The sequence below is a fragment of the Flavobacteriaceae bacterium HL-DH10 genome, assembly GCA_031826515.1.
GTDB classification, from domain to species: domain Bacteria; phylum Bacteroidota; class Bacteroidia; order Flavobacteriales; family Flavobacteriaceae; genus Thalassobellus; species Thalassobellus suaedae.
This window is the reverse complement of record CP134536.1, coordinates 855,791-877,559: the sequence shown is the minus strand read 5'-3', so window position 1 is coordinate 877,559 and position 21,769 is coordinate 855,791. Positions and strand designations below refer to the sequence as shown.

Sequence of the window (21,769 nt, the reverse complement as noted above, 5' to 3'; positions counted from 1 at the left end):
CGTTTTTTTTTAATTAAGAGATTGGATTATAATCCTGTGCATAAAATTTATGCAGGATAAGACATTAAGAAAATAAAAGGAGGAGCTTTGCTCCTCCTTATTATCGATTGATTAATAAACTTCAATATTATTTATTTAATTCATATCCCACCATAATTTCGAATCGATAACGTCACCCTTACTCAATCGAGAAACGGCTTCATCTCTATTGTCTCCATTTAATGTTCTTTCAAAATCTGGATATTGTAATCTAAAAGGCAAGTCCGTAACTCCTTCAACTAAAGAAGTGAATGTATAATCAAGGGTGGTACCAGCTACGGGTGTAACACTAAATTCAGTCCCGGGAGTTAAGAGGGTCATTGGATACCCTGTACGTCTGTATTCTTGCCAGGCAGTATGCGCATCCATATAAAGAGCTATATATTTTTGTGTAAGTACAGTCTCCATACTTGCAGGTGGAAGGTTGCTAACATAAGAGTCAATATCAGCTTGAGCAACTCCCCATTTACTCATTGATGCTCTTACACCATTTTCGTAATTGGTTTGATCCCAGTTATTTACTTCGCTCAAAATAAATGAAACTTCTGCAAATTCCATTAAATATTGCGTGTAATCGGGCTTATCTATAATAACAGCTCCCGGAGGGCTTTCATACGAATAGACGCCAGCGTCTGCAGAGTTATCAGATATTGGCATACCAACATAGTCGCCATTACTATTTTTCTTAGCATAAATTTCTATTCTAGGATCCATCATTCCTTCAAACGGGTTATTAACAATATCTGTTCCTGAATGGTCTACTAAATTGTTACCCAATAGTAGTTGTGTGAAAGGGTGGGATATAGCAAAGTCGGCTCTGTTACTTACATTAAATGCGACATAAAATGGAGCGGCATTAGTAGCGGCTGCCTCATAGCCAAATCCGGCATTGTCAGAATTTGAAGTAAATACACCCTTATTTACGGCATCAGTAATATGAGAATTAGCAGTGGTTGCATCTACACCTTTTATTTTTATTGCTACGCGAAGTCTAAGGGAATTTGCAAATTTTTTCCACAAAGCCATATCACCATTAAATATATTATCGCCAACAACTCCAGTTTCATTAACATTTATCATGGCTTCAGCTTCTTGAAGTTCGTTTAAAATGTCTTTGTAAATTTTGGATTGCTCAGCATATTTAGGAGATAGAATCTCCATTTCTGCACCTGCTAAGTTTAAGGCTTGAAAGTCGGCGTCATCACTTCCATATGAGTAATAGGGTATATCTCCCCATGTATCAGCCATAACGTTGAAAGTAAATGAAAGTAGTATTCTGGCAACAGCTATTTGGTTATTATTTGAGCCGTATTGACTGTTAATTGTTTTTGTGCTTTCATCAGTGTTTAGCTGAATTACCCTACGGATATTTTCAGCATTTCTATAAAATTGTTCCCAGGTTTCGCGTTGAGATTCCCTATATACATATCTGTCTTCATCAGCATAAGCTGTTTGAGTCCAATATTGAACCGTTACTTGGGTGAATCTACCCATAAACCATTCGTCATATAGGTCGTCCATCATTTTTTTAACAGCATCGTTAAGCAATCCAGATGTTGGTGGATCGGTAATTTCGTTTGGATTGTTTTCGTAATCTACATCACAGGCACTGAATAATACAATCATTACTAGTGAGAGAATCTTTATATTTATTCTTTTCATTGTTTGTTTTTTTAAATTCCTATTTCTACTTTAAAGCCATAAGTGCGCGTCGTTGGAATAAAACTTCCTTCAATACCTTGAACGTTTCCTGAACCATTAACTGTAACCTCAGGATCGAGACCAGCGTAGTCTAGACCAAATGTCCATAAGTTTCTTCCGTAAACTGAGAAACGTACAGATTTAATATTTTTAAGTTTGCTAACATCAAGGTCATATCCCAATGCTAATTCTCTCAATTTAACATAATCTGCATCAAAAACACTTTGGGCACTTGGCATCCCAAACCCATGATAATGTCTTGCAGCCCAACCTTGTCCAGACACATATTTGTCATTTGTTGCAGTATTTGAAACCGTGTAAGTACCATCTGTGTTAAAAGTAACATCACCGGTAACACCATCTAGACGAATACCTCCCCCTTCACTTACAGGGTCACGTATTTCATTGCCTTGATCATTTACAGCGGCAGTAGGCCCCCATGTACCTGCATAGTGTCCCCACATATGTGAAACAGAATAAAATTTACCTCCTTTTTGGATATCAAATAAGAAGCTTAGATCGAAGTTCTTATACGAAAAAGAATTTCTAATACCCATATTATAGTCTGGAGTAATAGAACCTAACGGAACCAGGTTTGCAGTCCTACTCCAATAGCCATTCGAACCAACTACTTTATTTCCGTCATCGTCATAAAGAAAGTCATACCCCCAAAGCTCTCCATAAGGTTTCCCTACAGAAGCTCTTAAAGTGACTCCATCAAAAGGTGCACTACCAAGATCCATAGCATCGATACCTTCAACTATTTCCTTAACTTCATTGTTGATTTTTGTGTAGTTAATACCAATATCCCAACTAAAGTCTTCTGTTCTAATTGGAGCGATTTGTAATGTTATTTCTATTCCATTATTGGTTATTTCTCCTGCGTTTATAAATTTACCATTATAGCCAGTAGCTTTTGATACCTCTAAAGGGATGATTTGATCAGTTGTAATATTATTAAAATATGTTAGGTCTAAACCAATTCTATTATTTAAAAATTTAGTTTCTATACCTATTTCCCATGTCTCTGTTCTTTCAGGTTTTAAATTACTGTTTAAAAGGTCTTCTGGCGAAAATATTCTAGGTGTACCTTGAAAAGTACCATCTGTATTAAACTGGTAAGTCGAAATAACATTATAAGGATCTGTATCCTTAGCTATATTTGCCCAACCTGCACGGATTTTTCCATAATTTAACCAAGAAACTTCCAAAGGCTCTGAAAAAAGAAAACTTAATGAAGCAGACGGATAAAAGTAGGAGTTGTGTTTTTCAGGTAAAGTAGAAGACCAGTCATTTCTTGCCGTTAAATCCAAAAACAACATATCATTAAATCCAATTCCTAAACTTCCAAAAACACTATTAATGTTTTTTTGAGTAGTATTATCATTAATTAATACATTTCCGGCAGAGTTTAATAAATTATATAATCTAGCAACTACCAATCCACCAGAAGTCTGACCCCTATTAAGGTGTAATCTTTGCTTGTTTTTATTTGCTCCAGCTAAGACATTAATATGAAATTGGTCGTTAATTTGTTTGTCATAATTCAGAGTTGTCTCAAAATTATATTCATAGTTATTTCTTACAGATTCATAATAAAAGGATGTTGCTTGCGATCCAACGGCAACACGTTCTCGGTTATAGAAGGTATATATATCCCCACTAACACGGCTACCAAGAACAAGTCCTTCAGTAATTTCATAATTTAGTCCAAAGTTTCCAAAGAAACGGTCTCTTTCATCATCACTATAGCTTTCATAAGCGACCCAGTGATGATTGTCTGAATAGTGTGGTGTTGGGTCATCCCATGCATTTCTGTTCCAAGACCTTTGAGTACCATCGCTATTTAAGTAATTTTTAGAGCGCTCATAATCAATTTGACGTTGAGTCCATTGAAAAAGAGTTTGTCCAAGTGGGGTACCGAAATTTTGGTTACTAGCAGGATAACCTATTAAAGGTCGTCCTTTTGCACTTGTTCTAACATAATTCATGGATGAACTTAAGCTAAGCTTATCCATTAATTTCATATTTCCGCTTAGAGTCAAGTTGTTTTTCAACATTTCAGAGTTAGGGATAGTTCCACTTGTTTTTGTGTTAGTATAACCAAATCGTAAACCTGCATTTTCAGTTGTTCTTGTTAAAGACACGGAATTAACGGTTGATACACCAGTTTCAAAAAAGTCCCGAACACCGTGTTTTGGAGCTACCCAAGGCCTGGGCATTAAATAGTCTGCTGGGTAATCTTCACTGAAAGCATCCCAATGCAGCACTGAAATATTGGGATTGTAACGTGGTCCCCAGCTTTCATCAACGCCATACTGTACAACTTTATAGTCTGAGCCGTTTATGTTTGCCACTTCAAAGCCATCCACACCTCCATCTTCATCATCTATAATTGCACCTCCACCATACTTGTTTTGAAGATCGGGCATTAAATAAACACTCTCCATGTTAACAGAAGAACTCATATTAATACTAAAAGAATCCGTTCCTGCTTTACCTTTCTTTGTGTTAATTATAATAACTCCATTAGCTGCTCTTGAACCATAAAGTGCCGCTGCCGTACCCTTTAATACAGTCATGCTTTCAATATCATTTGGATTTATATCATTTAGTGTGTTTCCATAATCATAACCACCATTACCTTCTTGTGTTGCATCTGAGTTGAAGTTAGAATTGTCTAGAGGTAGACCATCCAATACGATTAAAGGTTGGTTTTCTCCAAAAAATGAGCTTGCGCCTCGGATAACAATTCTTTTTGATCCTCCCATATTAGTGGACGAATTTAATTGAACTCCCGAAACACGACCAGAAAGCGAACTTATTACATCGGTCTGTTGTGATTTGTTTAACTCTTCAGAACTGACCTCTTGAACAGCATATCCCAATGACTTCTTTTCTCTTGAGATACCCAATGCAGTTACAACCACTTCTTCTAAAGTTTCTGCATCTTCCTTCATAGAGATGTTAATTGTGTTAGATACTCCTATCACAATTTCTTGAGAAGTATATCCAACAAAACTAAATACAAGTGTTGAACCTTGTTCAGTTGCGATTGAATATTTACCATCGAAATCTGTTGATGTACCAGTTGTGGTACCTTTAACTAAGACAGTAGCTCCAGGAAGGGGTAAACCAGAATCATCTGATACCGTACCCGAAATTGTCTTTTCTTGTGCAAACGTTATTTGCACGATAAGTGCTAGTAATAGCGTTAGAATTCCACTAAAGTTTGTTTTCATTTTATAATTATTTGAATTAGTCATTTTAAAAATACTAATAAATTGTTAAAATAGCAATAAACAAGTGTTAAAAAAATTAAATAAAATGCTGAACTATAGTGGTTTAATGAATAGGTGGAAACTCCAACAATTAAAATAAACAAGAATTCTATTAATTATGTTTTAATAGCATTTTTGTTTAGCCATTCAAATTTTTTTTATGTAGATACCCATTCATGGTTTTACTTAAGCCCGTTTTTAACAAATTTAAATTTCGGATATAACTTTCTATTCAATAATATATACATTTTATAGTGTATAAACTGATATGCCAATTTGGTTTAAATCATGTGATTTAATAGCGAGTTTTTTTCAATGATATTATTGTTGGTTTTTGCTAATTCAATTGATTTTCTATAGGAATGGAAATTTATTAATTTGAATTTCTATTTTCAAGCAACATGCTAACTCCAATACAAATGCATCATCAAAATAATGTAAAACCAAAACGATACAAATCAAAAAAACCTGAACAATAAAACTATTGTTCAGGTTTAAATATTTATTTTTAATCCTTTTTTAATCTATATCGATTATTTAGGATTAGACAAGTAAATTTCTTAGTGTTCGTCTTCTAAGAATCCACTTCTTTTATATCCTTCAAAATGATAAATGGTTCCAGGGTCATCAGCGAACTCAACATCAAAGGATATTAAGTCGGCTACATTACCTGTGCCAGAGGTAACAGTTCCGTCTTTTATGACAGAACCATTTGAAACGTTTACATTGACATCGTAAGTCTCAAACACATCAGTTGTGTCTGTATCATCATCTTCAACGCTGCTTAATAAATCAGTTCCAGAGAATGTTAATGACGATAGATCAGCTGGAACAGCCACATTCATCCACCAAAAATTAAAGTGATCATAAATTTGCAAACTATTTTCAGAAGAAGCTGAATTAGATGTTGTAATACGTATATAATCTGACACCAAATCATCATCTACAAAAACTTCGACATACCAATCTCCAGACATGTCTGATAAGTTAGTATTTTCTACAGTATAATCTTCATAACCTTCTTCAGTCTCACAAGAAGTAAAGGCTATGATACCAATTAGTACGAGAACTATATATTTTTTTATTGTATCCATAATTTTTTTATTAATTTTTAAGAAAACGACGAGTAAAAACACCACAACATCCTATATAAGTTTGAAGGGTAATATCTCCAGTAGCCAAAATTGTTCCACTACTTCCAGCCTCAACACTTGGGTCTATTACAATATCTCCGAATCGACTCGACTGTCTCGGTGCGATTAATTCTGTGCTAGAGACTTGTACAATAAAAACATTGATTTTGTTCGTTGGAAGAACATCATCGGCATCATAAAAGGCACCGCCTAATTTGGTAAGTGTCATTACATGCCCAGTGTTTGAATCTCTAGTGTAACTTCCACTTAAATCATTACTTGTGATAGCAGCTAAATCGTCTACAACAGCAACATATCTAAAAGCAGAACCTTCAAAACCATCAACATTAGTTGCTTTATATTCTAACTTGTAAACGCCAAGTGTACTTGTGTTTACAGATCCAGATGTAGTAACAGGAAGAGTACCATCTCCAGCAAGTGCTATAGCTCCAGGATCCGTGAAAGTGCTACCCTGTTCTATAGTCATGTACTGGTCACCAGAAACTTCAAAAGTAGGAAAAAATGTAATTTCAGAAGTTATAGGTCTTTCCTCACTACATGCAACTATAAAAAATATAGCCAGCAAGAAGCAGAATTTATTTAATGTTTTATTTTTCATTTTTTTAATTTTTTAAATTAAGTATTATGTAAGTTATTTCTGATCCCACCAAATAGGTTCAATAAGCGAAGCTTTCTGAGATAAATTAGTGTTTCTATCCACTTCGTTATCCGCATAAAAAAGTGTTTTGGGAGTTTGACCACCTGGTAGAACAGAATTTATAGACACAATCAAGTTTCCAATAGAGTAATCTTCTGAACCGAAAGCCACAATTTCTGGATAATTTGTTCTGCTAATTTCAAAAAATGCTTCAATATTGTTAACATAAGCTAAAGACGCCCATTTTTGCACCATAATTTGTCTTACATCATCTTCAATACCTCCTGTAGCTATATATTCATAAGCGCCCCCAGAGATAATAAATGGTGTGGCATCAGCTTCAGTCAAACCGTAAGTAAGAAAAGAATTTATAACTCCTAGCTCATATTTATCTTTAGCTCCTGCACCACTAGAATAACGAATAAGGGCTTCAGCTTGGAGAAAATTACTCTCTGCAACTGTCATAAAGTAAACAGGTGTATTTGGTAAAACTTTTGGTCTAGCAAAAGCTGAGGCCGTTTCATTTGCGAAGCTGCCTCTATCTCCTTGATCTAATCCTCTTTGTATACCAGCCGAAGTTGGTCTATATACAGCATCTATTCTAGGATCTGAATTATCCGTGTAAAACATTAGTAATGAGTTGCTTGCAACATTGTTTACATCTCCTAATCTATCTAGTTGTACATCATAAAATGGGTTGTTTTTATTTTCTTCTTGTTCTTCAGCGTATGCTGTAAATACTGCATCACTAGTAATAAAATTATCTTCAGCTAAAAGGGCAGAAACTGCACTAGCATTAGCTTGACTGGTATAAGCCATTCTTATAAATAATTTTAATTTTAAAGTATTCGCAAATTTAACCCAATCATCCATATTAGCTCCATAAATGTTGTCTTGAGAACCTACTGTCGAGGCCACAGGATTAGCATTGTATCTTGCTAAAGCTTCATCAATATCTTCAATAATACCCAAATAGATATCTTCACCAGCATCAGGTGCTGGGTTAATATTATCATTTCCTTGAAGTGTTTGAGAATAGGGAACATCTCCAAATAGATCTGTCAAAACTTGAAATGTATAAGATTGTAATAATACTGCGATTAAATTACTTCCTGTTTCACCTTCAGATTCTGACTCTTCTTTCACATATTCTAAATCGTTTAATGCACCCGCATAAAGTTCCGACCATAATCTATTTGCATAATCGGTATTCATATTATATGTGTCAATATTTAAATATTGACTTGCGCTTGGAGATTGAGTATGATATTGTGCTAAAAATCCTCCTAAATTGGTTAAATCTCCTCCAATAACTGTAGCTATAGACCCTTCTGCAGCCGTTAATACAAAACTTTTATCTACACCAATAGGAGTATTTGGATTTGTATTTATATTTAAATCTTCTTCACATGAACTAATCATGACTGTAAGAAAAAGAATTTTTATTATGTTTTTCATTTCTTTATTTTTAAAATTAATTAAAATTTAGCTTTCAATGTTACACCAACACTTCTTGTAGAAGGGTTAGCACTAAACTCACCAAATTGACTATTTAAATCAGTACCGAAAGTAGATACTTCAGGATCGATATATTGGTTAGATTCTGGTGTGAAAAGTAGAAGATTTCTACCAACAATAGTTATAGATAAATGATCGAATGGTGTTTTTCCTATAATTTTATCTGAAAATTTATATCCAAGAGTCACCTCTCTTAACTTAACAAAAGACTTATCAATAACAGTTTCTCTTTCATTTGCAATAGCACGATAATAATCATCCCAGTGCTCATTGTCTATTGCAATAGTATTAGTAACAAAAGTACCAGGTAAAACTTCCTGCACAGAGCCAGGAACTATATAAGCATTTCTATCATTTATTGTTGTAGTAATCGAGTTACCAGTAAATCGTGTAATATCAGCCGTTCTTGAGTACATTAACCCGCCTTGTCTTATATCTAAACTAAAACCAAAAGATAATCCTTTATATGAGAAATTGTTTGAAACACCTAAAGTATAATCATACTGAGTATCACCATAAACCTCTTTTATAGGGGATGCAATTGGCACACCATTAGCGTCTACTACTATATTTCCATTAGGATCTCGTTGTGGTACACTACCTTCTAATAAAGCCAAAGGCTGGCCTTCTCTTGCAACTAGTCCAATAGTGCTTAATCCTCCTAAGTCTATTTGGTCAAGTCTATCATCCAATTCTTCAAGAATAGATTCGTTTTTTGTGTAATTGATTGATGTATCCCAATTAAAACCATCAGAATTTCTGAAAATACTAAAATTAATTAATGCTTCGATACCTTTATTAGATATTGTACCAACATTAGCTGTCTGAGTCGTATAACCAGAAGTAGCAGCTAGAGGTAAGCTCAAAATTTGATCTTCCACTTTTGCATCGTAATAAGTAACGTCTAAAGAAATACGATTTTTAAAAAACGAAATTTCACCACCAATTTCAAACTCTTTTCTTCTTTCAGGTTTTAAGTTTGGACTTTCAAGTCTGTTTCCAACTTCAAAAGCATTAAGTCCTCCTGCAGGAAATGCAAGTGTTCTAAAACCTTGATTATCTATAGATCCAGAAACAAACACAGACTGCACTTGGTAAGCACCAGTGTCTACACCAGTTTCACCATAGCCAACTCTTAATTTACCATAACTTACAACTTTTTTTATTTCAGGGAATGTATTTGTAAATATCCAAGATCCATTTACACCACCGTATAATACAGATCTATTTTGTACTGGAAGTGTAGAATACCAATCGTTTCTTAAGTTACCAGTAATATACAACATATCATCGTATGAGAATGTTGTAGAGTTAAATACTCCATATAATCTCCTTTTATTAATTGAAGAAGCTGTTATTGGAGTAGCAGCTGAATTCGACAAAGAATAAAAATTTGGAATATCTTGGGAGCTCACTGATGATGAAATACTAGTTGAAAATCTGTCATTATAGTTAAACCCAAACGTTGAAGCTATATTAAACTTTTCAGAAATATTTAAATCTAAATTATAAAAAAGATCGTGATTAAATTGTTTTACAATATTTGTCCCTTCTGCATAAGACCCAGGTTGCTCTGTAGTTGTATCATCATTAGGGCTTCCTGGAGATGCGTCTACAATAGCCTGCCAAATTTTCGTGTTATCTGAATACTGATCTATACCAAATCTATAACCTATACTAGACCAACTATTAATTTCTGCAGATATATCAAAAGCTCCATAAAGACGTTCTTTTAAGTACCCACTACCGTCTTCATTTAATGTGAAATATGGGTTAGTAACACCATAAGGTGTATAATAATTGTCCACATTATTAAATGGATCATTCTTGTAGTCTTTAAATTCTGTAATATCAATATCATTTGGAATCTGCATTAAATTGTTGATTACTGAAAGTCCCTGACCTGTTGCAACGGCACTACCAGAAGTATTAATATAATTTAATGTTCCACCAAAGGTTAAAAAATCCATTTTTGATTGAAATGATAGAGTAAAAGTATTTCTTTCATAACTATCAGCGGTTGTTGGGTAAATACCATCAGAGCTTGTATTATTAAAAGAAACTCTCCCAATCGTATTACCAGATCCTCCAGAAACTGCTACATTATTAATATAGGTTTCACCAATATCAAAAAAGTTTCTTAGCTGATCTTCTTGAAACGCATAACGCTTAAGCTTTTGCGAATTGTTAACTATATTACCCCAAACTTTCGTGCTATCATCAAATCGTGGTCCCCAAGAACCATTTTCTCCTAAAAAATGCTGACCATCCCAACCTTGACCAAACTGATTTTGGTATTTAGGTGCACGTAACAAATCTGAGAAAAATACAGAACTTGAAAAATCAACGCTCAATTTTTCTTTACTTCCTTTTTTTGTAGTAATTATAATAACACCATTTGCAGCTCTAGAACCGTATAACGCTGTACTTGAAGCACCTTTTAAAATAGAAATAGATTCTATATTATCTGGGTTAATATCTTGTGAACCACGACCAAAATCGTAACCACCATTTAAACTGTCAGAAAAATTTGAACCATTATTGATTGGCACACCATCAACAATATATAAAGGTTGATTACTTCCGCCAACGGAACTTATACCCCTAATTATGACACCAGAAGAGGCACCAGGATCTGTAGAAGCATTAGATATAACTACACCAGCAACTTTACCTTTAATAGCATCTGCTATATTGGCCTGAGATCCTTCATTAAGTTTTTCAGAATTTACAGTAGTAACTGCGGAACCTAAAGAAGCTTTTTCTCTCTTAATACCTAAAGCTGCTGTTATAACAACTTCTTCTAAAGACTCTGCGTCTTCTTCCATTGTAACATTAATTGTGTTGGAAGAACCAATTGCGATTTCTTTTGTAGTATACCCAACAAAACTAAACACAAGAGTGGCTCCTGTATTTGCTTTAATTGAATATTTACCATCGAAATCTGTTGATGTACCAGATCTAGTACCTTTAACTAAGACAGTTGTTCCAGGAAGGGGTAAGCCAGATCCATCTGATACCGTACCTGAAATTGTCTTTTCTTGTGCTAACGTTAGTTGCACTACAAACGCTAGTAATAGCGTTAGAATTCCACTAAACTTTGTTTTCATTTTATAATTATTTGAATTAGTCAGTGTCAAAAATCACAATAAAAAGTTAATAAAACAACAAATAATGATTAAAATTTGCTTTATAGGTGCGAATTTTAAGGAAATATTAGAAAAATGCTAAAAATCTGTAGTTATACTGATGTGTATCTTAAAATTTGATAGTTTAAATTTTTGATTCTCTAATTTGCCATTGGCATAATTAAATTTAAGTAGTCCTGCTTTGGTTAAAATACCGAACCCAAAACCGTATCCAAAGAGTTTTTCTCTTGTGTTTAGGATTTTATTTTCAAAATAGGCGACATCTGTAATAGAATTTATGTAGATACTATTCGTTAATTGTAATCGGTATTCGCTATTAATAATGCCAAATGATGATGCTAGTAAGCTGTTTTCTTCAAATCCTCTAATAGAATTAATGCCACCAATTCTAAATAATTCATTTTCTAAGTAGGTGTTAGAAATTAATGTTGAACTATTTACTCTAATATAAATGCTGTTTTTAAGGTTAAGATTAAAAGTTTTAAAAGCATCAATAGTAAATTGTGATTGCTTTTGAGATTCGTCTATTCGTTTTCGTTTTCTTTTGCCAAAATTAGCTTCAAAATAAAATTTAGAATTTACAGGGAATAAAAAATTATAAGATTGTTGTTTTATAAACTCATATGCAAAAGAGTAATATGATGTTTTGTAATCTGCTATATTATTAGTTGTAGTATTTTCTGTTAATAGGTTGTTAGATTCTAAATTTAATAAACCAGCGTATATTTTATGTTTAGAATTAATTTGGTAATGCAGCTTTGCAGATTGATTAATGGTTGTGAAAGATGAGTCTCTTTTAAAAATGCGTAATTGCAAATCAACTCCAATAGGTGATTTGAATATATAAGGAAGTGTTAAATTGGTATCGAAAGTCTTTTGATCGTTTTCGTCACTTTTATAAAGTAGTCTAAAGGTTTCTCCAAAATTTAAATTATTTGTCAGATTTAAATTTAAGTACCCATCAAGTTCCAAATTGTTAGTTTCTTCATTGGTGCCAAATCCTAAAAATCCATCAAACGAATTGCTTTTGGCTTTTTCTAAATATAAATATAAGGATGTAGAGTCTTTTGAAAATAAAACTTCAGGGGCTTTTATTTGGTTTGCAAATTTTAAATCATTTAGCTGTTCTGTTTTCTTTTTTATTAGGCTTAAGTTAAAAGATTGATTAGGTTTAATGTTTAAATAGTTTTTTAAGTAAGAACGAGGAAATTTTTCATAGCCTTTAATAATAATATTGCTAATATTTCTTTTTCTTGTGTTAGATTCAATAATAAGTTCAGCTGTTAGGGTTTGGTTTTTTAATGCTTTAATATTTGACAACCTTAATTTAGAAAAGGGGAGTCCTTGATTTGAAATTTTTGAATTTATAAAATTTAATACGCTCTCGGTTTCACTGAATTTTATTATGAAGTAATCCTCAAAAACATCTTTTGAAATTAAATTTAAAATCTCTGTGCTTATTGAGTTTTTAGCATAATATATATATATGGTGTTGAATTTTTTTTTTAAATGAAAGTGAGCAATAAATGTAGAATCGTTTTCTTTTTTTATTGGGGTTAATTTATGTTCGATATAACCTATTCTATAAAGTGCTTTTTGGATAGAATCAACTTCAAGTTTTATAGAGTTAAAATCAAAATGTGTTTTTAAGTAGTTTAATGAATCTATAGTTTGTGTTTCGTATTCAGAATTTCCGTAAACTTTTAGATGGAAGTTTTGGCAATATATCTTTGCTGATAAAAGTGAATATATAATAAGGAATAAGTAAAAAGGTTTTATCACGCTACAAATAACTTTTTTGTGTAAATCTAACGGAAAATCTATACTTATAATATGGGGGCTGTATAATTTTTTATTTCTATTGGAATCGCTTTGTGATAATTGCTTTAAGAAATTTTAAATTATTAGAAAATAAGCACGATAATTACGCTTTAAATTTAGTGGTAACATAAGGGCTTAAAAAAAATATTGGCTATGTTGTGAAAATTAATGAATTAGGGTTTGAATTATTCATTTTAATTTTTACCTTTGCAGCCCTCTTAAAAGAGGATTATTAAATATATTATATAATTTATATGCCAACAATTCAACAATTAGTACGAATAGGAAGAGCCAAAATAACCAAGAAGAGTAAATCGGCTGCTTTAGATTCGTGTCCTCAAAGACGTGGTGTGTGTACTCGTGTTTATACAACGACACCTAAAAAACCTAACTCAGCAATGCGTAAGGTAGCAAGGGTTCGTTTAACAAACGGAAACGAAGTAAATGCATACATCGGTGGAGAAGGTCACAATTTACAAGAGCACTCGATAGTATTGGTTAGAGGTGGAAGGGTAAAAGATTTACCAGGAGTTAGATATCACGTAGTTCGTGGAGCTTTAGACACCGCTGGTGTTTCAGGTAGAACGCAACGTAGATCTAAGTATGGTGCAAAACGCCCTAAGAAGTAATAAAAAAACTTTAAGAAGAAGACATGAGAAAAAGAGCAGCAAAAAAGAGACCGCTTTTACCAGATCCACGTTTTAACGATCAGTTAGTAACTCGTTTCGTTAATATGATGATGTGGGATGGGAAGAAATCGGTAGCTTTTAAAGTATTCTACGATGCAATTGATATTGTAGACTCAAAAAAAACTGACGAAGAAAAAACAGCTTTAGAAATCTGGAAAGATGCTCTATCAAACGTTATGCCTCACGTAGAAGTACGTAGTCGTAGAGTTGGTGGTGCGACATTTCAAATTCCAATGCAAATTCGTCCAGATAGAAAAGTTTCAACAGCAATGAAATGGTTAATTAGCTATTCAAGAAAAAGAAACGAAAAATCTATGGCATTACGCTTAGCGTCAGAAGTTTTAGCAGCAGCTAAAGAAGAAGGAGCGGCTGTTAAGAAAAGAGTTGATACTCACAAAATGGCAGAAGCAAATAAAGCATTCTCTCACTTTAGATTTTAATAGGAAATGGCAAGAGATTTAAGATTAACTAGAAATATAGGTATTGCTGCGCATATTGATGCAGGAAAAACCACTACTACAGAGCGTATTCTTTATTATACAGGAGTTTCTCATAAAATTGGAGAAGTACATGACGGTGCTGCGACAATGGACTGGATGGAACAAGAGCAAGAAAGAGGTATTACAATTACTTCTGCCGCTACAACTTGTGAATGGAAATTCCCTATGGAGAATGGGCAGCCTACTGCGGATGCAAAAGATTACCATTTTAATATAATTGACACACCGGGCCACGTTGATTTTACTGTTGAAGTAAATCGTTCTTTACGTGTACTTGATGGTTTAGTATTCTTATTTAGTGCGGTTGATGGTGTTGAGCCTCAATCTGAAACTAACTGGAGACTAGCCGATAACTATAAAGTGCCTAGAATTGGTTTCGTTAATAAAATGGACCGTCAAGGATCTAACTTTTTAGGTGTTTGTCAACAAGTAAAAGATATGTTAAAGTCTAATGCTGTGCCAATCGTTTTAAACATTGGTGACGAAATAGATTTTAAAGGTATTGTAGACTTAGTAAAAAATAGAGCTATTATTTGGCATGATGAAACTCAAGGGGCGACTTTTGATGTTATCGAAATTCCAGAGGAATTAAAAGCTGAAGCTAAAAAATACAGAGCATTACTTATTGAAGAAGTAGCGACTTACGATGAAAATCTTTTAGAGAAATTCATGGAAGATGAAGATTCTATTACAGAAGAAGAAGTGCACGCTGCACTTAGAGCTGCTGTAATGGATATGGCTATTATTCCAATGATTTGTGGTTCTGCTTTCAAAAATAAAGGTGTACAATTCTTATTAGATGCTGTATGTCGTTATTTGCCTTCTCCAATGGATAAAGACGGTATTGTAGGTGTAAACCCAGATACTGAGAAAGAAGAATTACGTAAGCCAGATGTAAAGGAGCCGTTTGCTGCTTTAGCATTTAAAATTGCTACCGATCCTTTCGTAGGTCGTTTAGCATTCTTTAGAGCATATTCTGGTCGTTTAGATGCTGGTTCTTATATCTTGAACAACCGTTCAGGTAAAAAAGAGCGTATCTCTCGTATCTATCAAATGCACTCTAATAAACAAAATGCTATCGATTATATCGAAGCAGGAGATATTGGAGCAGCTGTAGGATTTAAAGATATTAAGACTGGAGATACGATGTCTGATGAAAAGCATCCTATTGTTTTAGAATCTATGGACTTCCCTGATCCAGTAATTGGTATTGCGGTTGAGCCTAAAACTAAAGCTGATGTTGATAAATTAGGTATGTCTTTAGCTAAATTAGCAGAAGAAGATCCAACATTTACAGTTAGAACTGATGAAGCTTCAGGACAGACTATTATTTCTGGAATGGGTGAGCTTCACTTAGATATTATTGTTGATCGTTTACGTCGCGAATTTAAAGTTGAAGTAAACCAAGGTCAGCCACAAGTAGAGTACAAAGAAGCTATTACACAATCTGCAGATCATAGAGAGGTTTATAAGAAACAATCTGGTGGTCGTGGTAAGTTTGCCGATATCGTATTTACGATTGAGCCAGCTGATGAAGGTGTAACAGGACTTCAATTTGAATCTGTAATTAAAGGTGGTAATGTTCCTAAGGAATTTATTCCTTCTATTGAAAAAGGATTCAAAATGGCAATGGTTAATGGACCATTAGCAGGATACGAAGTTGACGCTATGAAAGTAACGTTAAGAGATGGATCATACCATGATGTGGATTCGGATCAATTATCTTTCGAATTAGCTGCTAAACTTGGATTTAAAAATTCAGCTAAAGCTGCAAAAGCAGTAATAATGGAACCTATTATGAAACTTGAGGTAATTACTCCTGAAGAAAATATGGGTGATATTGTAGGAGATTTAAATAGAAGAAGAGGACAAGTAAGTGATATGGGTGATAGAGCTGGTGCAAAAACTGTAAAAGCAACTGTACCATTATCAGAAATGTTTGGATATGTAACAACATTAAGAACATTATCTTCAGGTCGTGCAACGTCAACAATGGAATTTTCACATTATGCCGAAACACCTTCAAATATATCTGAAGAAGTGATTAAAGCAGCTAAAGGTGTTGAAGCTTAAAATCTAAGAAAATGAGTCAAAAAATCAGAATAAAATTAAAGTCTTACGATCATAACTTAGTAGATAAGTCTGCTGATAAGATTGTAAAAACAGTAAAGAGTACTGGTGCTGTTGTAACTGGACCAATTCCATTACCAACTCACAAGAAAATTTTCACTGTATTACGTTCTCCACACGTAAATAAGAAATCAAGAGAACAATTTCAATTAAGCTCTTACAAGAGATTATTAGATATTTACTCTTCGTCATCAAAAACAATTGATGCGTTAATGAAGCTTGAATTACCGAGTGGTGTTGAAGTAGAGATCAAAGTTTAGTGTTATTCCTGCGAAGGCAGGAATCTCATGAAAAGAAACGATAAGTTTTAAACATGTCCTTAACGATTGGTTAAGGAAAAACGGTAAAATGCATTTCAGGGACGAAAGGTATTTTGTCCCTGAAATATTTTAAATAAGTAATAAATTAAATAAATAATTATGTCTGGGTTAATTGGAAAAAAAATCGGTATGACCAGCATCTTTGATGACAACGGAAAAAACATTCCTTGTACAGTTATCGAAGCTGGACCATGTATCGTTACCCAAGTCAGAACTGAAGAAGTTGACGGTTATAAAGCTGTTCAATTAGGTTTCGATGACGCGACAGAAAAAAGCGCTACTAAAGCTGACTTAGGTCATGCTAAAAAAGCAGGAACTTCTGTAAAACGCAAAATCGTTGAATTTAAAGGTTTTGATGCGGAGTACAAATTAGGAGATGCAATCACTGTTGAACATTTCGCTGAAGGTGAATTTGTTGATGTAGCAGGAACATCTAAAGGTAAAGGATTTCAAGGTGTTGTAAAACGTCATGGTTTCGGTGGTGTAGGTCAAGCTACTCACGGTCAACATAACCGTTTAAGAGCGCCAGGATCTATTGGAGCTGCATCTTACCCTGCAAGAGTTTTCAAAGGAATGAAAATGGCAGGAAGAATGGGTGGAGACACAGTTAAAGTTCAAAATTTAAGAGTTTTAAAAGTAGTTGCTGAAAAGAACTTACTTGTGGTTAAAGGTTGTGTGCCTGGTCACAAAAACTCTTATGTAATTATTAGAAAGTAATGAAGATAGCAGTTTTAGATATAAACGGAAAAGACACAGGTAGAAAGGCAGACCTTTCTAAGGATGTGTTTGCTATTGAGCCTAATGATCACGCAGTATATTTGGATGTTAAACAATATTTAGCAAACCAACGTCAAGGAACTCACAAATCGAAAGAAAGAGCTGAGATTTCTGGAAGTACGCGTAAGATTAAAAAGCAAAAAGGAACTGGTACAGCAAGAGCAGGTAGTATTAAGTCTGGTGTATTTAAAGGAGGTGGTCGTATGTTCGGTCCAAGACCTAGAAATTACAGCTTCAAACTTAATAAAAATGTGAAGCGTTTGGCACGTAAATCTGCCTTAAGTATCAAAGCAGGAGAGAAGTCAATTGTAGTTTTAGAAGACTTTAATTTTGACACTGTAAAGACTAAGAATTTTACAGCTGTTTTAAAGGCTTTAGATTTAGAAAACAAAAAATCTCTCTTTGTGTTGGGTGGGTCAAATAATAATGTATATTTGTCATCGCGCAATTTAAAAAGCTCTGAAGTTGTAACTTCTTCAGAATTAAGCACTTATAAGATTTTAAATGCAAATCAAATTGTGCTTTTAGAAGGAGCTTTAGAAGGAATTGAAACAAATTTAAGTAAATAGAAACAATGAATATCTTAATTAAACCTATAATCACAGAAAAAGCGACAGCTGATAGCGAGTTAAACAACTGCTATACATTCGCAGTGAATACAAAGGCGAACAAGGTAGAAATCAAAAAAGCAGTTGAAGCTGCTTATGGTGTTTCTGTTGAAAAAGTTCGTACTATAAATGTCCGTCCAGATAGAAGAACTCGTCATACAAAGACAGGTATTCAACATGGTAAAACAAATGCTGTTAAAAAAGCAATTGTACAACTGGCGGAAGGTGAAATGATTGATTTATACAGTAACATGTAATTAAAGACAAATGTCAGTAAGAAAATTAAAACCAATCACACCAGGACAGCGATTTAGAGTAGTAAATGGTTATGACGCCATAACTACTGATAAGCCGGAAAAGAGTTTACTCGTTCCGAACAAAAGGTCTGGTGGTAGAAACAGTCAAGGAAAAATGACCATGCGCTATATAGGTGGAGGTCATAAAAGAAAGTATCGTATTATCGATTTCAAACGTAACAAAACTGGAATTCCAGCAGAAGTTAAGTCTATTGAATACGATCCAAACAGAACAGCTTTTATTGCATTATTGAACTATCAAGATGGCGAAAAAAGATACATTATTGCTCAAAATGGTTTACAGGTTGGACAAAATGTAGTATCTGGTCAAGAAGGTATTGCTCCTGAAATTGGAAATTCAATGCCATTAAGTCAAATTCCATTAGGAACTATTATTTCTTGTATAGAATTACGTCCAGGTCAAGGAGCTGTTATGGCTCGTAGTGCTGGTGCTTTTGCTCAGTTAATGGCAAGAGATGGTAAGTTTGCAACTGTTAAATTACCTTCAGGTGAAACAAGATTAATTCTTGCTAACTGTATGGCTACAATAGGTGTTGTGTCTAATTCAGATCATCAATTATTAGTAGGAGGTAAAGCAGGTAGAACTAGATGGTTAGGTAGAAGACCACGTACGAGACCAGTAGTTATGAATCCAGTTGATCACCCAATGGGTGGTGGTGAAGGTAAGTCTTCAGGTGGACATCCTCGTTCTAGAAACGGTATTCCAGCTAAAGGTTACAGAACCCGTTCTAAGACTAAAGCAAGTAATAAATATATTGTAGAACGTAGAAAGAAATAAGACATGGCAAGATCATTAAAAAAAGGACCTTACGTTCATTATAAATTAGAAAAGAAAGTAGCTGTTAATGTTGAAACTAACAAAAAAACAGTAATCAAAACTTGGTCAAGAGCAAGTATGATTACTCCGGATTTTGTTGGACAAACAATTGCAGTTCACAATGGCCGTCAATTTGTACCAGTATATGTTACTGAAAATATGGTAGGTCATAAATTAGGAGAATTTTCACCAACACGTTCATTCCGTGGACATGCAGGTGCTAAAAATAAAGGTAAAAAGTAGTAAGCTATGGGAAGTCGTAAAAAACAAATGGCAGACGCTATTAAGGAAGCTAAAAAGCAAGTTGCTTTTGCTAAACTTAATAACTGTCCTACATCACCGAGAAAAATGCGTTTAGTAGCTGATTTAGTAAGAGGCGAAAAAGTAGAACATGCACTTAATATATTAAAATTCAACCAAAAAGAAGCATCTGGTCGTTTAGAGAAATTGTTATTGTCTGCAATTGCAAACTGGCAATCTAAAAACGAAGAAGCTAATATTGAAGAGGCTGAATTGATTGTACAAGAGATAAAAGTTGATAGCGGATCTATGTTAAAAAGATTACGTCCAGCTCCTCAAGGTCGTGCACACAGAATAAGAAAACGTTCAAACCACGTAACAATCGTAGTTGGAGCAAAAAATAACACACAAAGCTAAGATAGATATGGGACAAAAAACAAATCCAATCGGGAATCGCTTAGGTATTATCAGAGGATGGGAATCTAACTGGTACGGAGGTAATGATTATGGAGATAAGCTTGCCGAAGACGATAAAATTAGAAAATATGTTCACGCACGTTTATCTAAAGCTAGTGTTAGTAGAGTAATTATCGAAAGAACTCTTAAACTTGTAACCGTTACTATCACAACGGCTCGCCCAGGTATCATTATTGGTAAAGGCGGTCAAGAGGTAGACAAGTTAAAAGAAGAACTTAAGAAAATTACTGGAAAAGAAGTTCAGATTAATATCTTTGAAATTAAAAGACCTGAACTTGATGCATTTTTAGTAGGATCTAGCATTGCTCGTCAAATTGAAAACAGAATTTCATACAGACGTGCTATTAAAATGGCTATTGCTGCTACAATGCGTATGAATGCTGAAGGGATTAAAATCCAGATTAGTGGTCGTTTAAATGGAGCTGAAATGGCACGTTCTGAACACTACAAAGAAGGACGTATTCCTTTATCAACTTTTAGAGCCGATATTGATTATGCTTTAGTTGAGGCACATACTACTTATGGTAGATTAGGTGTTAAAGTATGGATCATGAAAGGTGAAGTATATGGTAAAAGAGAACTTTCTCCGCTTGTTGGAATGTCCAAAAAGCAAGGAAAAGGTGGAGCCGGAGGACGTGGTGGAAATAATAAATCGAACCCTCGTCGTAGAAAGTAATTTTTTATAAAGTAAAGAAAAATGTTACAGCCTAAAAGAACAAAATTTCGTAAACAGCAAAAGGGACGTATGAAAGGTCTTTCTCAAAGAGGAAACCAACTTTCAAACGGAACTTTTGGAATAAAAGTGTTAGATTCAACGTTTTTGACATCTCGTCAAATTGAAGCAGCTCGTATTGCCGCTACACGTTACATGAAAAGAGAAGGGCAACTTTGGATAAAAGTATTTCCAGACAAGCCAATTACAAAAAAGCCTCTTGAAGTACGTATGGGTAAAGGTAAAGGTGCCGTTGAATACTGGGTTGCAGTATGTAAACCAGGAAGAGTAATTTTTGAAATTGGAGGTGTACCTCTAGATGTAGCTAAAGAAGCATTACGCTTAGCAGCTCAAAAATTGCCAGTAAAAACTAAGTTTTTAATCGCTAGAGATTACGAAGCATAATTTATTTGATATTATGAAACAATCAGAAATTAAAGAATTATCTGTAGCTGAGTTACAAGAGAAACTTGGTGAAACAAAAAAGAGTTATTCAGACCTAAAATTGGCTCATGCAATATCTCCTTTAGAAAATCCAATTCAATTACGTTCAATTAGAAGAACTGTAGCTAGAATTGCGACTGAATTAACTAAAAGAGAATTACAATAATTCTGCTGAAAGATGGAAACAAGAAATTTAAGAAAAGAACGTATAGGAGTTGTTACTAGTAACAAAATGCAAAAATCAATAGTTGTTGCAGAGGTTAAAAAAGTAAAGCACCCTATGTATGGTAAGTTCGTGTTAAAAACAAAAAAATATGTTGCGCACGACGAAACGAACGATTGTAATATTGGAGATACTGTAAAGATCATGGAAACAAGACCTTTAAGTAAATCTAAATGTTGGAGATTAGTTGAAATAATAGAAAGAGCTAAGTAATT

At 33.9% G+C, this 21,769-nt stretch carries 21 protein-coding genes; 14 read left to right on the top strand and 7 right to left on the bottom strand.

Annotated elements, in window-relative coordinates:
* Positions 1-135 precede the first annotated feature (135 nt).
* From RHP49_03910 to RHP49_03880, 7 genes are all read right to left on the bottom strand, one after another.
* A complete protein-coding gene (locus RHP49_03910) occupies positions 136-1,701 on the bottom strand; it encodes a SusD/RagB family nutrient-binding outer membrane lipoprotein (GenBank protein WNH13407.1) in 1,566 nt (521 codons plus the stop codon).
* Between the two features lie 11 nt (positions 1,702-1,712).
* Positions 1,713-4,982 carry a SusC/RagA family TonB-linked outer membrane protein gene (locus RHP49_03905; GenBank protein ID WNH13406.1) on the bottom strand — a complete coding sequence of 1,090 codons (3,270 nt, stop codon included), beginning with the start codon at positions 4,980-4,982 and terminating at the stop codon, positions 1,713-1,715.
* Positions 4,983-5,581: 599 nt separating this feature from the next.
* Positions 5,582-6,115 (bottom strand): lipid-binding protein, encoded by a 534-nt coding sequence (locus RHP49_03900; GenBank protein WNH13405.1) that lies wholly within the window; start codon positions 6,113-6,115, stop codon positions 5,582-5,584.
* Positions 6,116-6,125: 10 nt separating this feature from the next.
* On the bottom strand, positions 6,126-6,773 hold the full coding sequence (locus RHP49_03895) for a DUF5011 domain-containing protein (protein ID WNH13404.1): 648 nt from the start codon (positions 6,771-6,773) through the stop codon (positions 6,126-6,128).
* Positions 6,774-6,806: 33 nt separating this feature from the next.
* A complete protein-coding gene (locus tag RHP49_03890; GenBank protein ID WNH13403.1) occupies positions 6,807-8,270 on the bottom strand; it encodes a SusD/RagB family nutrient-binding outer membrane lipoprotein in 1,464 nt (487 codons plus the stop codon).
* Between the two features lie 20 nt (positions 8,271-8,290).
* Entirely contained in the window at positions 8,291-11,440 is a 3,150-nt protein-coding gene (locus tag RHP49_03885; protein ID WNH13402.1) for a SusC/RagA family TonB-linked outer membrane protein, read from the bottom strand.
* Between the two features lie 117 nt (positions 11,441-11,557).
* Positions 11,558-13,261, bottom strand: coding sequence for a POTRA domain-containing protein (locus RHP49_03880; GenBank protein WNH13401.1), 1,704 nt, complete (start codon positions 13,259-13,261; stop codon positions 11,558-11,560).
* Between the two features lie 293 nt (positions 13,262-13,554).
* On the opposite strand from RHP49_03880, the gene rpsL reads away from it, so the two are divergent.
* The 14 genes from rpsL (at position 13,555) to rpsQ (ending at position 21,767) form a co-directional block, all read left to right on the top strand.
* Positions 13,555-13,929: a 30S ribosomal protein S12 gene (gene rpsL, locus RHP49_03875; protein WNH13400.1), complete on the top strand. Its 375-nt coding sequence runs from the start codon at positions 13,555-13,557 to the stop codon at positions 13,927-13,929.
* Between the two features lie 23 nt (positions 13,930-13,952).
* Complete coding sequence (gene rpsG, locus RHP49_03870; GenBank protein WNH13399.1) at positions 13,953-14,429, top strand: 30S ribosomal protein S7; 477 nt, start codon at positions 13,953-13,955, stop codon at positions 14,427-14,429.
* A gap of 6 nt (positions 14,430-14,435) precedes the next feature.
* Positions 14,436-16,562, top strand: coding sequence for an elongation factor G (fusA, locus tag RHP49_03865; protein WNH13398.1), 2,127 nt, complete (start codon positions 14,436-14,438; stop codon positions 16,560-16,562).
* Positions 16,563-16,573: 11 nt separating this feature from the next.
* Entirely contained in the window at positions 16,574-16,879 is a 306-nt protein-coding gene (rpsJ, locus tag RHP49_03860; GenBank protein ID WNH13397.1) for a 30S ribosomal protein S10, read from the top strand.
* A gap of 159 nt (positions 16,880-17,038) precedes the next feature.
* A complete protein-coding gene (gene rplC, locus RHP49_03855) occupies positions 17,039-17,656 on the top strand; it encodes a 50S ribosomal protein L3 (protein ID WNH13396.1) in 618 nt (205 codons plus the stop codon).
* Positions 17,656-18,285: a 50S ribosomal protein L4 gene (gene rplD / locus RHP49_03850; GenBank protein ID WNH13395.1), complete on the top strand. Its 630-nt coding sequence runs from the start codon at positions 17,656-17,658 to the stop codon at positions 18,283-18,285. Before rplC ends, rplD begins: the two co-directional genes overlap by 1 nt.
* Positions 18,286-18,290: 5 nt before the next feature.
* Positions 18,291-18,581 carry a 50S ribosomal protein L23 gene (gene rplW, locus RHP49_03845; protein ID WNH13394.1) on the top strand — a complete coding sequence of 97 codons (291 nt, stop codon included), beginning with the start codon at positions 18,291-18,293 and terminating at the stop codon, positions 18,579-18,581.
* A gap of 10 nt (positions 18,582-18,591) precedes the next feature.
* Entirely contained in the window at positions 18,592-19,419 is an 828-nt protein-coding gene (gene rplB / locus RHP49_03840; protein ID WNH13393.1) for a 50S ribosomal protein L2, read from the top strand.
* A 3-nt stretch (positions 19,420-19,422) separates the two neighbouring features.
* Positions 19,423-19,701: a 30S ribosomal protein S19 gene (gene rpsS / locus RHP49_03835; protein ID WNH13392.1), complete on the top strand. Its 279-nt coding sequence runs from the start codon at positions 19,423-19,425 to the stop codon at positions 19,699-19,701.
* Between the two features lie 6 nt (positions 19,702-19,707).
* Positions 19,708-20,115 carry a 50S ribosomal protein L22 gene (rplV, locus tag RHP49_03830; GenBank protein WNH13391.1) on the top strand — a complete coding sequence of 136 codons (408 nt, stop codon included), beginning with the start codon at positions 19,708-19,710 and terminating at the stop codon, positions 20,113-20,115.
* A 7-nt stretch (positions 20,116-20,122) separates the two neighbouring features.
* The gene (gene rpsC / locus RHP49_03825) at positions 20,123-20,851 is read left to right on the top strand and encodes a 30S ribosomal protein S3 (GenBank protein ID WNH13390.1); all 729 of its coding nucleotides are present in this window, start codon (positions 20,123-20,125) and stop codon (positions 20,849-20,851) included.
* 21 nt (positions 20,852-20,872) lie between these two features.
* Positions 20,873-21,292, top strand: a complete 420-nt coding sequence (gene rplP, locus RHP49_03820) for a 50S ribosomal protein L16 (GenBank protein ID WNH13389.1) — start codon at positions 20,873-20,875, stop codon at positions 21,290-21,292.
* Positions 21,293-21,305: 13 nt separating this feature from the next.
* Positions 21,306-21,497, top strand: coding sequence for a 50S ribosomal protein L29 (gene rpmC / locus RHP49_03815; protein WNH13388.1), 192 nt, complete (start codon positions 21,306-21,308; stop codon positions 21,495-21,497).
* 12 nt (positions 21,498-21,509) lie between these two features.
* Positions 21,510-21,767 carry a 30S ribosomal protein S17 gene (rpsQ, locus tag RHP49_03810; GenBank protein ID WNH13387.1) on the top strand — a complete coding sequence of 86 codons (258 nt, stop codon included), beginning with the start codon at positions 21,510-21,512 and terminating at the stop codon, positions 21,765-21,767.
* The last annotated feature ends 2 nt before the right edge of the window (positions 21,768-21,769 follow it).

Bases quoted from the DNA above. Each gene is read 5' to 3' on its own strand.
- RHP49_03910 (WNH13407.1), bottom strand. From the start codon at position 1,701: ATGAAAAGAATAAATATAAAGATTCTCTCACTAGTAATGATTGTATTA.
- RHP49_03905 (WNH13406.1), bottom strand. From the start codon at position 4,982: ATGAAAACAAACTTTAGTGGAATTCTAACGCTATTACTAGCACTTATC.
- RHP49_03900 (WNH13405.1), bottom strand. From the start codon at position 6,115: ATGGATACAATAAAAAAATATATAGTTCTCGTACTAATTGGTATCATA.
- RHP49_03895 (WNH13404.1), bottom strand. From the start codon at position 6,773: ATGAAAAATAAAACATTAAATAAATTCTGCTTCTTGCTGGCTATATTT.
- RHP49_03890 (WNH13403.1), bottom strand. From the start codon at position 8,270: ATGAAAAACATAATAAAAATTCTTTTTCTTACAGTCATGATTAGTTCA.
- RHP49_03885 (WNH13402.1), bottom strand. From the start codon at position 11,440: ATGAAAACAAAGTTTAGTGGAATTCTAACGCTATTACTAGCGTTTGTA.
- rpsL (WNH13400.1), top strand. From the start codon at position 13,555: ATGCCAACAATTCAACAATTAGTACGAATAGGAAGAGCCAAAATAACC.
- rpsG (WNH13399.1), top strand. From the start codon at position 13,953: ATGAGAAAAAGAGCAGCAAAAAAGAGACCGCTTTTACCAGATCCACGT.
- fusA (WNH13398.1), top strand. From the start codon at position 14,436: ATGGCAAGAGATTTAAGATTAACTAGAAATATAGGTATTGCTGCGCAT.
- rpsJ (WNH13397.1), top strand. From the start codon at position 16,574: ATGAGTCAAAAAATCAGAATAAAATTAAAGTCTTACGATCATAACTTA.
- rplC (WNH13396.1), top strand. From the start codon at position 17,039: ATGTCTGGGTTAATTGGAAAAAAAATCGGTATGACCAGCATCTTTGAT.
- rplD (WNH13395.1), top strand. From the start codon at position 17,656: ATGAAGATAGCAGTTTTAGATATAAACGGAAAAGACACAGGTAGAAAG.
- rplW (WNH13394.1), top strand. From the start codon at position 18,291: ATGAATATCTTAATTAAACCTATAATCACAGAAAAAGCGACAGCTGAT.
- rplB (WNH13393.1), top strand. From the start codon at position 18,592: ATGTCAGTAAGAAAATTAAAACCAATCACACCAGGACAGCGATTTAGA.
- rpsS (WNH13392.1), top strand. From the start codon at position 19,423: ATGGCAAGATCATTAAAAAAAGGACCTTACGTTCATTATAAATTAGAA.
- rplV (WNH13391.1), top strand. From the start codon at position 19,708: ATGGGAAGTCGTAAAAAACAAATGGCAGACGCTATTAAGGAAGCTAAA.
- rpsC (WNH13390.1), top strand. From the start codon at position 20,123: ATGGGACAAAAAACAAATCCAATCGGGAATCGCTTAGGTATTATCAGA.
- rplP (WNH13389.1), top strand. From the start codon at position 20,873: ATGTTACAGCCTAAAAGAACAAAATTTCGTAAACAGCAAAAGGGACGT.
- rpmC (WNH13388.1), top strand. From the start codon at position 21,306: ATGAAACAATCAGAAATTAAAGAATTATCTGTAGCTGAGTTACAAGAG.
- rpsQ (WNH13387.1), top strand. From the start codon at position 21,510: ATGGAAACAAGAAATTTAAGAAAAGAACGTATAGGAGTTGTTACTAGT.